General features: G+C 41.4%; 14 protein-coding genes. 7 read left to right on the plus strand and 7 right to left on the minus strand.

The annotated features are described in order from the left end of the window. Nucleotides 1–87 precede the first annotated feature (87 nt). Nucleotides 88–588, plus strand: a complete 501-nt coding sequence (locus tag FY557_RS09685; protein ID WP_149247048.1) for a hypothetical protein — start codon at nt 88–90, stop codon at nt 586–588. Between the two features lie 278 nt (nt 589–866). Here FY557_RS09685 and FY557_RS09690 read toward each other — a convergent pair whose 3' ends face one another. After that, a complete protein-coding gene (locus FY557_RS09690) occupies nt 867–2,018 on the minus strand; it encodes a cation:proton antiporter (protein ID WP_228451762.1) in 1,152 nt (383 codons plus the stop codon). A 132-nt stretch (nt 2,019–2,150) separates the two neighbouring features. Beyond that, nucleotides 2,151–2,606, minus strand: coding sequence for an Hsp20/alpha crystallin family protein (locus FY557_RS09695; RefSeq protein ID WP_149247049.1), 456 nt, complete (start codon nt 2,604–2,606; stop codon nt 2,151–2,153). Between the two features lie 234 nt (nt 2,607–2,840). Here FY557_RS09695 and FY557_RS09700 point away from each other — a divergent pair, with 234 nt between their 5' ends. Then, nucleotides 2,841–3,629: an EcsC family protein gene (locus tag FY557_RS09700; RefSeq protein ID WP_149247050.1), complete on the plus strand. Its 789-nt coding sequence runs from the start codon at nt 2,841–2,843 to the stop codon at nt 3,627–3,629. A gap of 35 nt (nt 3,630–3,664) precedes the next feature. Here FY557_RS09700 and FY557_RS09705 read toward each other — a convergent pair whose 3' ends face one another. Genes FY557_RS09705 through FY557_RS09715 form a run of 3 tightly spaced genes read right to left on the minus strand, consistent with a single transcriptional unit; the run spans nt 3,665 to nt 5,075 of the window. Continuing rightward, nucleotides 3,665–4,423 carry a hypothetical protein gene (locus tag FY557_RS09705; protein WP_149247051.1) on the minus strand — a complete coding sequence of 253 codons (759 nt, stop codon included), beginning with the start codon at nt 4,421–4,423 and terminating at the stop codon, nt 3,665–3,667. A gap of 27 nt (nt 4,424–4,450) precedes the next feature. After that, nucleotides 4,451–4,750, minus strand: coding sequence for a type II toxin-antitoxin system RelE/ParE family toxin (locus FY557_RS09710; RefSeq protein WP_149247052.1), 300 nt, complete (start codon nt 4,748–4,750; stop codon nt 4,451–4,453). Further along, nucleotides 4,731–5,075: a hypothetical protein gene (locus FY557_RS09715; protein ID WP_149247053.1), complete on the minus strand. Its 345-nt coding sequence runs from the start codon at nt 5,073–5,075 to the stop codon at nt 4,731–4,733. Before FY557_RS09715 ends, FY557_RS09710 begins: the two co-directional genes overlap by 20 nt. Nucleotides 5,076–5,298: 223 nt before the next feature. Between FY557_RS09715 and FY557_RS09720 the strand changes: the two genes are divergently transcribed. The 5 genes from FY557_RS09720 (at nt 5,299) to FY557_RS09740 (ending at nt 9,574) form a co-directional block, all read left to right on the plus strand. Next, nucleotides 5,299–5,706, plus strand: coding sequence for a helix-turn-helix domain-containing protein (locus FY557_RS09720; protein WP_149247054.1), 408 nt, complete (start codon nt 5,299–5,301; stop codon nt 5,704–5,706). A gap of 558 nt (nt 5,707–6,264) precedes the next feature. Next, on the plus strand, nt 6,265–6,660 hold the full coding sequence (locus tag FY557_RS09725; protein WP_149247055.1) for a helix-turn-helix domain-containing protein: 396 nt from the start codon (nt 6,265–6,267) through the stop codon (nt 6,658–6,660). Between the two features lie 560 nt (nt 6,661–7,220). Next, on the plus strand, nt 7,221–7,622 hold the full coding sequence (locus tag FY557_RS09730) for a helix-turn-helix domain-containing protein (protein ID WP_149247056.1): 402 nt from the start codon (nt 7,221–7,223) through the stop codon (nt 7,620–7,622). Nucleotides 7,623–7,726: 104 nt separating this feature from the next. Continuing rightward, a complete protein-coding gene (locus FY557_RS09735; protein ID WP_149247057.1) occupies nt 7,727–8,485 on the plus strand; it encodes a hypothetical protein in 759 nt (252 codons plus the stop codon). 111 nt (nt 8,486–8,596) lie between these two features. Further along, nucleotides 8,597–9,574: a ParA family protein gene (locus FY557_RS09740; protein WP_149247058.1), complete on the plus strand. Its 978-nt coding sequence runs from the start codon at nt 8,597–8,599 to the stop codon at nt 9,572–9,574. Between the two features lie 163 nt (nt 9,575–9,737). On the opposite strand, the gene FY557_RS09745 is transcribed toward FY557_RS09740, so the two are convergent. Both FY557_RS09745 and FY557_RS09750 read right to left on the minus strand, forming a co-directional pair. Continuing rightward, nucleotides 9,738–11,723 (minus strand): urocanate hydratase, encoded by a 1,986-nt coding sequence (locus FY557_RS09745; RefSeq protein WP_149247059.1) that lies wholly within the window; start codon nt 11,721–11,723, stop codon nt 9,738–9,740. Between the two features lie 814 nt (nt 11,724–12,537). Further along, nucleotides 12,538–16,737: a T9SS type B sorting domain-containing protein gene (locus FY557_RS09750; RefSeq protein WP_149247060.1), complete on the minus strand. Its 4,200-nt coding sequence runs from the start codon at nt 16,735–16,737 to the stop codon at nt 12,538–12,540. Between the last annotated feature and the right edge of the window lie 49 nt (nt 16,738–16,786).

Genomic DNA, 16,786 nt, shown 5'->3' on the forward strand with positions numbered 1-16,786 from the left:
TATATTTTTAAATCCGGATACTTCCCGGTCTGAAAAAATTCCCGATATTTCGGAAATCAAAACAACCCTGTGAACTTTTAAAGCAGCATGAAAGAAGAAAGCATCGACCGACTGAATAATTTGTTTTATAATTTAAAGACCGAAGAAGAGAAACTGCAGCACCGCCTGGCTAAGAAAAAGAGCGAAGAAGAACTTTTTCTGGAAGGGTTCAGGATGCTTTGCAAAAACTTTATCGATCCGAAAATGCAGGAGTTCCGGAGAATGCTGAGGGAAAATAAATTCGGCAGCAAGATCTCCATCGCCGAAGAAACGGCGAACGGATCGGGAATTCTTGCGCAGCCCCACATCAAACTCCAGATTTCAAGAAATGTGGATTCCAATTTTTATGCGAACGATAAATTTCCGCACGTGATGTTTGCAGCGGATAAAAACTTAAAAAGAATCGGGATCCATGTGGATACCATTTTCCAGAACGGTACGGGAACAGCTGCTCTAAAGCCTGATTTTTACACTTTGGAAACATTGGATGAGGATGCCATTGAAAAGGAAATTATTGAAGGGCTCGAAAAGATTCTGGTTAACCGTTAGTATTTACAGGCTGGAAGAGGGAAGCTGGATGCTTGAAGTTGTCCATATTAGTGACATCACCTCTATTTAATGATAAATCAATCCGGTCTAAAAATTTTGAAATAATCAATTTGCCTTTGACGCAAAGTTTCTTTTACTGCTGCATAATGCAAGGAGGCAGAGAATTGATCAGCAGGCTGATCTGATAAAGCGTCCGTCTGATCCATCCGCTTTATTGGTGGCTTTGCCAATCTACTTTGCTCCCTTTAAAATGTGCGCAATGATCATTAGGCTTTGCGTTAATTTATGCTATTTATCTTCGTGCAGACTGAAATCCAAACCGTTGACAACAGCAACGAAAGGCAGGTAATGCAAAGACCTGCTTTATAAAGGTCGTATGGAATAATCTCCGTTTTATAGGCAATAGAAAGAGCCAGGATCCCGAATTCCCCGGTCTGCGAAAGCAGGGCACCGCCGTACCAGCTCTCTTCCCAGTTGTATTTCAGTACTCTGAAAACCAGGGCGGACATCAGGCTGTTGCTGATCAGCACGAAAAAAGTGCCTAATAGAATGATCTCATAATGCTCATATATATATTCCAGGTCCAGCCTCAATCCTACCGATACGAAAAAGAGCGTAATAAAAAATACCTTGAAAGGAATCAAGGCGTGCTCAAGCCAGTTCAGCAGTTTTAATCTTCCGACCATAACGCCGGCAATAAAGCTTCCCAGCGCACTGCTCAACCCGATCAGTTCCGCCAGCAGACCGAATCCGAGACAGATGAGCAGTCCCGTGAATACCTGCAGGTCATGGTCGTCTTCAATATTCCGGAACAGCGGCGGCAATCTGATTTCCTGGACATTCCTTATTTTTTTGAACAGTAAAAATACGGCCATGCTGAAAAGAACAGGCAGCACGAGGTTCCGCAGATCCGACTGTTCCCCGCTCCAGGCTTTCAGCAGGGTAAGCACGGGCGCCAGCAGCAGGTCCTGAACAATCAGGATATTGAGCAGCGTGATTCCGAAAGCAGTATGAAGCGTTCTGTGCTTTTTAAGGAATTCGCTGACGACCGCGGTACTGTTGAAGGTAAACAGAATGGCAATCAGGATCGTGCTCCTGAAATCCAGACCGATGAAATACCCGATCAGAAAGGCAAAGCCAAGACTGAGCAGGATCTTGATGCCCTGCGCCACCAGCGGTTTGACGATAAGGCTGTGGTGGTTCGGGATATTGATTTCCATTCCCAGGAAAAACATCAGCAGGAGAATCCCCATCTCCCCGATCACTTCAATTTCATGGATTCCGGTAAATACTTTCAGAACATAAGGCCCCAGAAGAATTCCTGCGGCGATGTAAGCAATGAGATAAGGCTGCTTCAGTTTTTTCAGCACGAAAATAAGCCCTGTGGTAACCAGGCACAGAATGCAAATCGATAAAAGCAACGTATTCATGACGCACTGTTATTTAAATCTACATAAAAAAGAGCTGACAGAAATATTGGATTAGATTTCGTATGAGGCACCAATAACCGGTAACAACAATTGGTTTTCCTCAGGAAAACCAATTGCTTAAACTGTATTGAATTACTGAATCTCGATCAGTCTCGGTGCCTGCCGTTTGGCTTTTTCCGTTTTCGGAATCGTCAGTTTCAGAACCCCATTGTCGTATCGCGCCTCAATATGTTCTTCATCCACCACATCCTTGGCCAGCTCAAAGCTCCGCTGGAACGACTGGTAGCTGAATTCACGCCGCGTGTAATTGGACTTGGATTCTTCGGTTTCATTTTTCCTGGATGACAAAATGGTAAGCAGGTTGTTGTCCAGGGTAATCCTGAAATCCTCTTTTTCCATTCCCGGTGCCGCTACTTCCACTTCAAAGCTTTCATCGTTTTCCCGGATGTTCACCGAAGGAACGGTGGTTAATGTGGAAGAAAAATTGGTGTTGCCCCAATTAAAAAGTTCGCGGCTGAAAAAGTCATCGAACAGGGCCCGTGGGTTGGCAGGCAGTAAGCTGCCGTTGTTTCTTTTTACGATTGACATAACAAACGAATTTTTAAGGTTAAACATTAATTTTAATGAACACACTTCAACATTTTCAAAGCCTGTGCCAGGGCTATACGGCTGAAATCTTGTCACTTGAAATGAAAATTTGTCATTTCGGGAGGTTAAAATTGTCAGATTTTAAGAAACCGTTTCTTACAGTTTGCCCCTATTTTTGATATAACCTTCATTAAGAAACAAATCCAACTATCAATTAATAATAACTTTAATATAATGGACTTATCTGAACCTCATCTTGAAGAATTGCGCCAGGCCATGGAAATCCTGGAAAATCCGGGGATCGTTGCCAAAATTACCAACGTTATCGGTCAGCCACTGGAAAAAGCCCTTGAGTTTCTTCCCAAAAACCTGCATGAAAAAGTAGGAACCATTACGGAAGCCGCTTTGCTAAAAGCAGCAGATACGGCTATTTTTACGATGAAAGATACTCCGAACATACAGCCTTCCAACTGGTGGCATAAAATCGGCGTCGCGGCTTCCGGAGCGGTCGGCGGTTTTTTCGGACTGCCGGCGCTCGCGGTTGAACTGCCGGTATCCACCACCATCATGCTGCGCTCCGTTATCGATATTGCACGCAGCCAGGGAGAATCGGTGAAGGATCCCGATGTTAAGCTGGCCTGCCTGGAAGTATTTGCCCTCGGCGGCAAAAGTGAAGCCGACGATGCCAGCGAAAGCGGATATTTCGCTACCCGGATCGCCCTTGCCCAGACCATGTCTGAGGCGGCCAGACAATTTACCTCCAGGACCCTCGCCGACGAAGGCGCTTCGATGATCGTCAAACTGATCTCAAAAGTAGCCGCCCGGTTCAGCGTACAGGTTTCTGAAAAAGTAACCGCCCAGGCTGTTCCCGCCATCGGAGCGGCCGGCGGTGCCATCATCAATACGTTATTCATCAATCATTTCCAGGATATGGCAAAAGGCCATTTTATCGTCAGGAGACTGGAAAGAGTCTATGGTGAAGGAACCGTCAGGACAGCTTATGAGGAAATGCTGAGCAATTAAAGACTTTGTTAAAGCTAAAGTCTTTGACAAAGTTTTTACCGGTGAAAATACTGCGGATCGGGATACTGAAACTTAAAGTTCAGCTCTGAGATCATTTTTTCCGGGGAGATAATCCTTCCTGTATCAGTCCGGGTTCCGGAATACGGCAGGCCTTTCTGGGCATTGATGACTTCTTCCTTATTTGGATGAACGGGAGCAATAACATTATACACTTTCGATACCGAACGACTGTCTAACATCTTTTCAATCACTGAGCAGATGTCTGCATAATGGATATGGTTGACCAGCTGGTCCAGGTTGGAGATGTTGTAATTTTTCAGCAGCCGATCACCGCCCATCAGGCCTCCTAATCTCAGGATATTGGCCTGCGGAAATTTTTCAAGGATAAAGCTTTCGCTTTCCACTTGTTCCGCCGGCTGATCGTCCTCCGTAAATTCTTTTTCGGTATCCGGGTAAATTCCTGTTGAACTTGTATAAAAAAGCTGACCTTTAAAATCCCCGATAAACCGGAGCAGGTTCTGCCTTTTTCCCGTCATCGGAATTTTTGTTCCCCGCAATCCGGAAAAAGGAACAGCGATGATGATCGCATCCAGACCGGAAGCTACCTCCCACTGCTCCATTTCCGCATGGGGTTCGTCCGGAAATTTCACCAAAAAGGCTTGATATCCTTTGGATTTCAGACCGTCCAGTTTGGCTTCCGTCGTAGTCGTTGCAAAAATTTCATACCGGTCCGACAAATGTTCTGCGATATGCTTTCCCAACCAGCCGCAGCCGATGATTCCCAGTTTTTTCATATGTATTTTTTAGATTGTATTTGAATATTATGGCTGTAAAGATTTGTAATTTTCTTCGGGATCCTGATAATTCTGGATAATCCTGATGATTTTTAAGACCTCATCTTCTACACTGTAGACAAGTGTATTGTGTTTCGTAATTAAAATTTTATGATAGTCGCTGTCTTCATATTTTTGGAATACAACCTTTCCGTTACAGATAATTTGTACCTTTTCATCCAGTCTTATGAGAAAATCTTCTAGCACCCGGTCATTCCAATTCCTGAGAAGGTATTCTTCTATATTCAGCAAATCAGAAAGCGATTCATCAGAGAATTTTATTTTCATTTCTGTATTTTTCTAAACGTAATTTCGCCGCTTTCATCACTTCCTGATAATCGTGGACTCTTCCGTTTTTAAAATCCTCCTCAGAACGCTTCAAAGATTCCAGAATTTCCTCTTTCGTTTCATTGCGCCACTCTTTTACCTCTATGGTTTTTGAGATCACCAACAGTTCTTCCGGCGTAAACCTTTTTTCTTTCAGCTTCTTAAAAAACGTCGGCTTTTTAATTCCCGATTTCTCAATAATGTAAGACATCTTGAAAGGCGAATTTTTCAGGATCTCATCAATATTATTCCGGATCTCGATAAATTTCTCTATTTCAGCTATCATAATTTTATGTTTTTAAATATCGGTTTATGAGACAAATATAATAATTATTTATAAGGAGATCATTATGAAATATATTGTGTAAAAATCAAATAAAAGATTAACAGATATAATCCTCCGCTAGCGCGAGCTTCCAAGCTCGTGCTTTAAATAAACTCCGTACATTCCCCTTGCCCAATCCCACAATATTTTCTAAATTTACCCTTTACTAAATAAAACACCGGTCATGGAACAAAAAGTACATCAGGGACGCAACGTAAAAAGATTCAGGGAAATGTTGGGCATCAAGCAGGAAACACTGGCGTTTGATCTTGACATCAGCCAGCAGAAAATTTCGTTGCTTGAACAGAAAGAAAATATAGAAAGCGACATGCTGGAAAAGATCGCTGAACTGATGAAAATTCCGGTGGAAGCTTTTCAGAATTTTGATGAAGAACAGGCGATTAATATTATATCAAATACAATTACAAATCATGAAGGTTCCACGGGAATTGCATATAATTTTCACCCAACATTTAATCCCATTGATAAAGTAATTCAATTATACGATGAAAAAATTGCATTGTATGAACGTCTTTTAAAAGAAAAAGATGAAATGATGTTGAGGCTTGAAAAGCTTTTACAGAATAAATAATCTAAACCTGCCTTATGGCAGGTTTTCTTTTGAAACTTTGTCAAAGATTTTCAACTTTGGCAAAGTGTGGATAGCATGAGTATAGGAAGTACGGGAATTCCCCTCCTTCGGAGGGGTGGCAGAAATTCTCTGAATTTCTGACGGGGTGGTTTTATGGCGAAAGATAAGTTTCTGTAAGGGTTTTTCTTAAAAAGTAAAGTGTGGGATTTAAAGTTGTGTATCATTTTAAACCACCCCGTCAAAATTTTTTTAAAATTTTGCCACCCCTCCACAGGAGGGGAATTTCTATTGGGGCTAAATTTCCCTTTACACGAGTTTTAATGTTTATAATTAAAATAAACTCTAAAAAATAATTAAGCTGTACGAAAGAACGCTTCCACAGCAGAAAGAAATGATCGAGAAGCTTGAGAAACTTTTACAAATAAATAACTAAAACCTGCCTTGCTGCAGGTTTTCTTCTTTTTAAAACTTTGTCAAAGATTTTAACTTTGACAAAGTGATTGCCCAATCCCCCAATATTTTCTAAATTTACCCTTTACTAAATAAAAAACACCGGTCATGGAACAAAAAGTACATCAGGGACGCAACGTAAAAAGATTCAGGGAAATGTTGGGCATTAAGCAGGAAACACTGGCCTTTGATCTTAACATCAGCCAGCAGAAAATTTCTTTGGAGGAACAGAAGGAAATCATAGATAAAGATCTGTTGGAAAAAATAGCTGCAATTATGAAAATTCCTGTAGAGGCGTTTCAGAATTTCGATGAAGAAGCAGTAATCAATATTATTTCCAACACATTTAATAACCATGACCATGCAAGTCCCCAATTTGCCAGTGTGATTAATAATTCTCCATCATTTCATCCATTAGACAAAATGGTTGAGCTGTATGAAAGAATGCTTCAACAGCAGAAGGAAATGATCGAGAAGCTTGAGCAACTTTTACAGAATAAATAATCTACCACCTGCCTTAAGGCGGGTTTCTTTTTTGAAAACTTTGTCAAAGATTTCAAAGTTGACAAAGTGTGCGTATCATGAGTACAGTAAGTACGGGAATTCCCCTCCTCCGGAGGGGTGGCAGAAATTCTCTGAATTTCTGACTGGGTGTTTTTATGGCGAAAGATAAAGTTTATGTAAGGGTTTTTCTTAAAAGTAAAGTGAGGGGTTTAAAGTTGCGTATCATTTTACACCACGCCGTCAAAATTTTTTAAAAATTTCGCCACCCCTCCGTGGGAGGGGAATTTTTATCGGGGTTAAATTTTCCCTGCTACACGAGTTTTAATGTTTCTAATTAAAATAAACTTTAAAAAATAATTAAGCTGTACGAAAAAATGCTTCAACAGCAGAGAGAAATGATCGAGAAGCTTGAGCAACTTTTACAAATAAATAACTAAAACCTGCCTTGCTGCAGGTTTTCTTCTTTTTAAAACTTTGTCAAAGATTTTAACTTTGACAAAGTGATTGCCCAATCCCACAATATTTTCTAAATTTACCCTTTACTAAATAAAACACCGGTCATGGAACAAAAAGTACATCAGGGACGCAACGTAAAAAGATTTCGGGAGATGCTTGGCATCAAGCAGGAAGCACTGGCTTTTGATCTGGGTGAAGAATGGAATCAGAAGAAAGTATCAATACTAGAACAGAAAGAGGTCGTAGAAGAAACTTTGCTGCAAAAGATCTCCGAAGTTATGAAAATACCTGTAGAGGCTTTTCAGAATTTTGATGAAGAAGCAGCCATAAATATTATTTCAAATACATTTAATAACCACGACCATTCAAGTCCACAATTTGCCAGCATCATTAATAATTCTCCATCGTTTAATCCATTAGATAAAATGGTTGAGCTGTATGAAAGAATGCTTCAACAGCAGAAAGAAATGATCGAAAAGCTTGAGAAGTTGATACAAGATAAATAAAAACCTGCCTTAAAGCAGGTTTTGTTATTTTAGAACATCATTACGGATAACCGTAATTATTAAAACTTTTTGTTTTTTACATTTGAAAAATTAAATTCTAAGTCGTGCAAAAAACATTACTATTAATTCTATGTCTTTCGTCTCTTGTAAACTGTAAAAAAACCAATTCAGATATAAGTAATAATTTAAAAATTTCAAAAGTTGATTCACTAGAATTTGAAGAATACAATTCCGATTCGGAAGTTGTTTATGAGATAAAAGGTGAAAATATTTTTCTTAGAGACGGACCTGGAAAAAATTATAAAAAACTAGTTAATATAAAGGCCACTGATATACTTGGAGAAACTCATTATATGCAAGTAGATTACACTTGCACTGTTTCTATTGATGAAGAAAAAAATGGTTGGGCTAAAATAAGTGTTCTTGATCCTTCTCATTTATCAGCAACCCATCATGGATGGATTCCATTAAAAAGCATTATAAAAGATACAAGTCAAATTCCTGCTGTTAATTTAGCTAAATTAAATTATGATATCATTTCTATAACTGAAAATAATATCAGCAAGAACTATAATATATATCTTAATATAAATAATTTATCAAAAGATGAAATATCGAGTTTCATAAAACAATTTAGAGAAAAAAATTGTTCCACTTGTACAATAAGTATTTTTGACACAAAATCGATAAAAGATCTTATGGAGGTATATCCTTTAAGTAAAAGTGAATATTTAAATTTTGCAGATCATTTTGTTGCTTGGTCAACATTTGATGCTCCAAAAATGGTTAGTTTTTATCCTTTTCAGGATTCAAAATACAGAGAATATGGTGGTAAAAACTTTAAAGAACAAAAAATAGACTAGAGTTTTTAAAATAAAAAAGCCTACTTCAAAGTAGGTAATTTCCGTAGAAATACGTAAAAATATATAGTGGTAGTCTTGTATATTTGAAAATAGAATTATATTAAAAAATTTATGGCAAAAACATTAAGCATTTTTAATAATAAAGGAGGTGTAGGTAAAACAACCTATATGTATCATATTGCTCATTTATTAGCTAGAAGAGGAAGAAAAATATTAATGGTTGATTGTGACAGTCAGTGTAACTTGACTTCTTATTCTATTAGTATTGAAAATACTGAGATTGCTTGGCAACCTGATGGAAATAGTATATTTAGAATAATTGAACCAGTGTATGAAGGTATTGGAGACTTCAATCGACGTTCACCAATAGAAATTGAAAATAACTTATTTCTTACTCCAGGAGATTTAAATTTATCATTATTCGAAGATAAATTAGGTGATACTTGGAATAGTGCAAAAGGTGGAAGTAGGCCGGATCTTAGAATTCAAACAGTAATTTACAGATATATTGATTGGTGCATAAATCATTTAAATTTAGATTTGGTATTGATTGATTTAGGACCTAACCTTGGAGCACTAAATAGAGCTGTATTAGGAGGAAGTGATTTCTTTATAATACCAATTGCGGCTGATTTATTCTCACTAAGGGGAACAGATAATCTTGGAAATAAGCTTGTAATTTGGGCTGATGAATGGCGACAAATTAAAGAATCAAATGAAAGGAATGGGTTATTAATTCCAAATGGTAAACCTATATTTTTAGGTTATGTTGTTCAACAGCATAATATTAGAAATAATGCTGAAGGTATGACTCGTGGATGGCAGATTTTTGGCAATCAAATTAATCCTATTGTCAATCAGAATATCATTGATAGATTACAACCTATAGGACAAGTTATTGAAAGAGATAATTATAATTTAGGTCAGATCCCTAATTTTCACAGTCTTATTCCGTATTCCTTAAATGCACTCAAACCAGTTTTTGATTGTACTCATAGAGAAGGGCTTAATGGAGCTCATATAACTACAGCTAGAGAAAGTGTTAACCATTTTACTGAAATAGTAGATACAATTGAAGGTGTAATATAGAACATTAGAAAATAAAGCACTATTAAAGGTCTATGATCTGTGATATAACTCGATCTCGCGGATTTGCAATCCGTGAGCAAACACAATAAAGCACAGATTATAAATCCGCGCTATCATAAATATAAACCTGCCTCACGGCAGGCTTTTCAATATCTAAAAGTTTTTAAAACAAACCCTCATCCACAAAATTCGGCAGTGTAACTTTCAGATTCGGTTCTGCTTCCATGGCTCTTTTAATCGCAAAAACGGCACCTTCATTCCGGGCCCAGCTTCGTCGGGAGATTCCGTTGTTCACATCCCAGAACAGCATGGATTTTAATCTTCGGTCGGCATCGTCGCTTCCGTCGAGCAGCATCCCGAAACCACCGTTGATGACTTCGCCCCAGCCAACGCCGCCGCCGTTGTGAATGGAAACCCAGGTGGCCCCACGGAAACTGTCGCCGATCACGTTGTGGATGGCCATATCTGCGGTAAATCTCGAACCGTCATAAATATTGGAAGTCTCACGGTACGGCGAATCGGTTCCTGAAACATCGTGGTGGTCACGGCCCAGCACAACCGGTCCGATCTCCCCGTTTCGGATGGCTTTGTTGAAGGCTTCGGCAATCTTCATTCTTCCTTCGGCATCGGCATACAGGATCCTCGCTTGTGAGCCTACAACCAGTTTATTTTCCTGCGCCCCTTTGATCCACTGGATGTTGTCTTTCATCTGCTGCTGGATTTCTTCAGGGGAATTCTGCTGGATTTCCTCCAATACTGCACAGGCAATAGCATCGGTTTTCTGCAGGTCTTCCGGATTTCCGCTGGCACATACCCAGCGGAACGGCCCGAATCCGTAATCGAAGCACATCGGCCCCATGATATCCTGAACGTAAGAAGGGAATTTGAATTCTCTCCCTAATGTCGGATGATCGGCCATCACATCCGCCCCGGCCCGGGAAGCTTCCAGTAAAAATGCGTTTCCATAGTCGAAGAAATAAGTTCCTTTCTCTGTATGCTTATTGATGGCTTCGGCATGTCTTCTCAGGCTTTCCTGGACTTTCTCTTTGAACAGTTCCGGATCTTCCGCCATCATCCGGTTGGACTCCTCAAAGCTCTGCCCGGCAGGATAATAACCTCCTGCCCACGGGTTATGCAGCGAAGTCTGATCCGAACCGATATCGATTCTTAAATTTTCCTGATCGAATTTCTCCCAGACCTCAACGATATTTCCAAGATACGCCAGGGAAACGGTTTCCTTATTTTCCTGCGCGGTTTTTACCCGGGTAACCAGTTCATCCAGGTTTTCGTGGATCTCGTTCACCCATTTCTGTTCATGGCGGATTCTGGTAATCTTCGGGTTTACTTCTGCACAAACCGTTACGCAGCCGGCAATATTCCCGGCTTTCGGCTGAGCACCGGACATTCCGCCCAACCCTGAAGTAACGAACAATCCGCCCTTCGGTTCTTTATTGATTTTCCTGAACGCATTCAGCACGGTGATGGTTGTTCCGTGCACGATGCCCTGCGGACCGATGTACATATAGCTTCCCGCCGTCATCTGCCCGTACTGCGTCACGCCCAGGGCATTGAATTTTTCCCAGTCGTCCGGCTTGGAGTAATTCGGGATCATCATCCCGTTGGTCACCACGACCCTCGGTGCGTCTTTATGCGACGGGAACAATCCCATCGGGTGGCCGGAATACATTACGAGCGTCTGCTCATCGGTCATTTCCGACAGGTATTTCATGGTTAAAAGATACTGGGCCCAGTTGGAGAACACCGCGCCGTTTCCACCGTAAGTAATCAGTTCGTGGGGATGCTGCGCTACGGCATAATCCAGGTTGTTCTGGATCATCAGCATAATCGCTTTGGCCTGCCCGGATTTTCCCGGATATTCAGAAATCGGCCTGGCCTTCATTTCATAATCCGGACGGAAACGGTACATGTAGATCCTTCCGTACTGTTCCAGCTCTTCCCTGAATTCGGGCAGCAGTTCCGCATGAAACTGAGGCTCGAAATAACGCAGCGCATTTTTCAGCGCTAATTTTTTCTCTTCTTCCCCTAAAATCTCCTTCCGCTTCGGCGCATGGTTAATCTGCGCTTCGTAAGGTTTCGGCTGCGGCAGCTCGCCCGGAATGCCCTGCTGTATCTGTTCCTGGAATGTCATATCGTTTTGATCGTTGTTTATATCTGATAAATTTTTGTGGTTTTAAAGATATTCAAAATAAAAAATACGAAGCAAATTACGGATAAAGGAATTAAGAATCTATTTTCGGCATTCACTGAAAGTAAAATAAAATTGATGGCAAACATGATGAAATGTATTACGGAATAGTGAAAGTCCGTTATCCTTCTGATTAAAAAAACAACAGAATAACCCAGGAAATATCCTGTATAAGTTAAAATAAAGGCAGAAGCATTATAGACCGGATTTCCAAAAACCTCATCCATTAAGCCAAATTTTATTGTCCGGTTCCATCCGTACGATCCGGCACCCGTTCCGGAAGAAGAGAAAATAAAAAGTATTAAAACAATAAAAACCGGAAAAATAAATAGCAGAAACAGATACCGGGTAAACAGTTTTTTCATGAGTGCCATGCTGATTGAGCTGTAAATGTATTCATTTAGAAGGAGAATATAAAAAATTATCTATCCAAATAACAAATGTAGATTAAACTTCAGCACGACAAAAATTCCCCTCCGGGCCGGAGGGTTGGCAAAAATTCATAGAACTTTTGACGGGCGGTTTTGGGTTTTGCCTGGTTTCACCGTATTGTTTCCGGGTAAATATCCAAGCTTCGGCCTTTGGCCGAAGCCCCCTCTGATGAGGGAAATGGTGGTTAAAAATAAAAAAAGCAGCATGAATAAGAAACTTTTCTATGTTCTTCAAAAATAATTTTGCTGTAATTATTGCCTTTTTTTCAAAACAAAAACCCCACTGATCATTCAATGAGGTTTTATAAAGATCTGCTGTATCCGATTTAATTGTTGTTTTTTACCAGGATCCAGCCGGTAAAGGTTCTTCCGTCCGGAAGCGTAATGACGTACCAATAGCTGGAAGTCGGGATCGCCCTGCCTTTGAGGGTTCCGTCCCAGAAAAATTCGGTATTGGAACTCTGTTCAAAAATTAACGTCTGGTAGCGGTCGAATATTTTAACGTTTGACCTTCTGTTTCCGAATACGTTAAGATTTTTAACGATCCACTGGTCATTCATTCCGTCTCCGTTCGGGGTGATGGCATTTTTTATATCCAGCACAACGCCCTGCTGTTTTACGATACAGTCGCTGCCCGTATATTTCACATAGAAGGTGGTGATGCCCGTTGGCAGGTTGTAGAACATATTGGACGCCTGCCAGGTGATTCCGTCGATAGAATACTCGATCGGTTTTGTCCCTGTGGCATGTACCGTTACGTTGTTACCGTTGAATTCGAGGTTCTCGATCACCGGAACCTCATAATGTTTCACTTCAAAGGTATCCGTGTACGAACATCCGTTGCTGGCCGTCACCGTAAGGGTATACGTTCCTACTGCCTTGATTCCCGTGATGGTATCGGTCGTCGAGATCACCTGCCCCGAAGGATTCGTCCAGGTATAGCTTATGATCGTATATCCTTCCACTTTAACGGTGTAATCCAGGGAATCTTCCGGACAGAAATACAAAGTCGGAATATCGAATACCGGCGTATTTTTTAAAGATAGTTTTATTTCCGCCAAATTCGGGCATGAGCCGGGAACGCTTACTTTTACATAGACCGTACCGGAACCTGAACCCTGGGTATAGGTAAAATTAGCAGGTGTTGCGACAGCATTGGTTCCGGCATTAAGGTCTGCCAAAGACGGATAATAAGTAAAGGTAACATTAGCGCCGGTATAGATCTGAGCCTGGAACTGCGTCAGGTCTATATTCTCCGTACCATCGTTTCCGGTATCGCAGACGGCAAGCTGGAAGGGCCCGCTGTTCTGTAACGTAAGTTTGTTTCCAAAAACAAAGCTCACCGTAGCGATATCCTGGCAGCCCGGAATATTCTGAACCCTTACCCAGATCTGTGAAGGAAAAGGGTTTGCCGTAAAGTTGGAAGGATTGGCAATCGGGTTCGTATTATTCTGTGCGTCCTGCTGCGTCAGATAAAAGGTAAATACATTTGCCGGGTTTGGAAGATCCACCATCTGGCCGGTAAAGTTCAAGAGATTCACTTCATAGCTTCCATCTAAGTTTTCATCACATACCGTAACCGTAGAATTGATCGCTTTCGGCGGGAAATACGTATTCAGCTGAATCGGTGCTACCGAATAACAGCCGGTTGTTTTCGACTGGAACCTTGCCCATACCTGAACCGCAGAAACGTTGGCTGTAAAGGCATTCCCGATCTGGGCGGCAGGATTTCCGGCGTTGGCATCTGCAGAAGTATTGTAATACGTGATCGTCATATCAGACAATGCATATGTATTCTGTGATGCAGTAAACAGCTGCGGGACGGCATCATTCAGCGGAAAGGTTTCGCTAAGGTTGAAATCTGCATCACATCGGTTTAAAGTGGCATTATTCAGCACCACTGCAGGTAAAAAGGTCATGCTGATGTTCAGTTTCGATACCGAAAAGCATTCATTGCTGTTAAATTTAACCTTTACATAAACGGTTGCACTTCCTCCGGAAACTGCAAACTGGGTCGGGTTTGTAATTTCATTGGAAAAGGTTTGGGTAGCCGTGTTATAATTTAAATAATAGGTAAAGCTTACATTCGGACTGGATGAAATCTGGCTCTGCGCACTGGTCAGATTATAGTTTTCAGCACCGTCATTATTATTATCACAGATATTCGTTAAATTAATATTGACCGTAGGATTCACAACCGGAGTTGAGGTTAAGCTTACCGTAAACGGATACACCTGCTGGCAGTTGTAAGAATTGATTTTTACAAAAAACTGCCGGGTGCCGTTCAGGGTATAGGCATTTACCGGATTGGTACCGCTCGCCGCATCGGCAGCCGTCAGGTAAAAAGTTGTGGTGGCATTCTGATTTCCGATGATCGCCGGAGAAAACTGGGACAGCTGAATGTTTTCCGAATTGTTATTATTAAAATCACATACGGTAAAGCTGGACTGAACGATAACCGGGTGAACAAGATTTACATTAATCGCCCGTATCGTATAGCAGTCGTCCGAGTTTTCAAAACGCACATAGTAGGTCTGCGTTACAAAATTCCCGTTTGTCGTGATGGTCTGGTTCGGACTGATCGGGGCGGTTCCAAGGGTGGCCGCGGCAAAGGTGTTATAAAATTCTGTAACCGGAACGGTAGCCGGTGACAGCAGCATCCCGGTGGACAAGGTGTTTAAATTGATACTGATATCGTCGGTTCCGTTGAAACAGATGTACTCCGTTTTTTCATTAGCCAGGATTTTTGTAAAGGTGATGTTCATATTTACCGTCGCAACGGCAAAACAGCCGTTCGGGATCTGAACCCTCACATACACGGTATAGGTTCCTTCTTTAATGGTATTTAAAACCGTACCGGTCCCGTTGAACGCTTCATCATACGTAGCATAGGCTGCAAAAGTGGCACCCTGTGCCGTTGTGATCAGCGGCCCGATCGTCACCGGAAAATCGAAAGGTTGCTGGTTATCTGCGTTGATATCACAAACCGAATACGGAAAATTAATCGGTGAATTGATATTTGCCCCCGGCCTGAACTGGAAATTTACCGGACCTAAAATATAGGTACAGTTCCCGTTTACCAGCCTTACCCAGATCTGCGTATTTGCAGTAATGGTCGCGGTTGTAATGGGGCTGATGTTATTCTGCGCATTCGACTGCGTGGCAAAATAGGTAATCCCGGTAGTTCCGGAAGCAAAAAGTTCCGTATTTAACATGTTTAGATTGTAATTGGGCTCCGATCCGTCGTTGTTGGTATCGCAGACCTCTACCGTATTTTTCAGCAGGTTTTTTGTCAGGAGATTCAATGTAAGGACAGCCACCCGGTAACAGCCCGGAACATTCGGGTTCTGGATTCTGACGTATAATACCGTATTGGCATTTAACGTATAATTGTTCGGGAGCGCCCCGACATTATTCTGTGCATTCTGCAGACTGGTATGAAAGCTGAAAGTAAAATTGGCAGGATTCTGAGTGGTTATATTGGCCTGGAAGCTGTTTAACGTAAGGTTTACAGGCGTATTTCCGCAGAAATCCCGGGTGTGATTTTTAGCGGCAGGATACGTAGGATCAAAAGTCAGCGGAAAATCATCCGTTAAAGTAAGGTTGCTGGTTCCGCAGCTGTTGAAGGTGACATTTGCTGTAAAAACATCGCTCTGCGTCGGACATATCGTGGTCTGGATTCCCGTTCCTACCGTCTGCCCGGCAGAATTGGTCCAGGTTACCTGCGGCTGGATCACATTCCCAAGCGGATCGAACTTCCAGCCTTCCTGTAAAGCCTGCCAGGTGCCCGTATTTCTGCTGGCCGGGGAAACGCCCTGGCTTCCGTCGCTGTTGATTACTCCGATCAGGGCATTCGGAAATTTTCTTGTCGGGCACGGCGTATTTTTTTTATCCACAAATACTTCAATTACGTTTGTCGTTTCATGAAGAACGATCTGTGATGAAGAACGTTCGGTACATCCCGCTACCCTGCCTTCATAAAAACTGACGACAAATTTTCTGAAAGGAGCCGTACCGATCGTCGTATAATAAATCTCCGAAGGGTCATTCGCTGAAAAAACCATATCATGATAGACTCCAAAGATCGAATTTTTCGGTAAGCCGGCGTTTGGATTCTGCCACTGGATATTCGGGTAATTGATATTCCCTAGTTGATTAAGATTAAAGGTGACCATTCCGTTCGAACCAACAACCAGCGACTGGAAGTATTGATTATAGAAACAGAATTTAAAAGGCATATCCAGTTTTACAACAAAAAGATCGTCATAATTCGCATTTAGCGAAGTACCCTGGTTCATCGGAACCGGCGGACTGTAAGTTTCTGAAGATACTTCATATCCGGTCGTCTGCTTAATGACCGGATATTCTGCATGAAGCGTGACGCAGCCACTGGCATCAAGCCCCTGGGTACAGGTCACATTTAAACTCTCATTTCCTGAGCTATCTTTCACCCTGACGCTACCAGGTACTTGTGAAAATCCATAAACACTGATGAATACGGACAAAAAACGTAAAATCTTCTCCATAATGTACAAATGCTTTTTATTTTAAATATAAAATTAATACTTTTTATGA

The sequence above is a fragment of the Chryseobacterium sp. SN22 genome (assembly GCF_008329705.1).
In the GTDB taxonomy this organism is placed as follows: domain Bacteria; phylum Bacteroidota; class Bacteroidia; order Flavobacteriales; family Weeksellaceae; genus Chryseobacterium.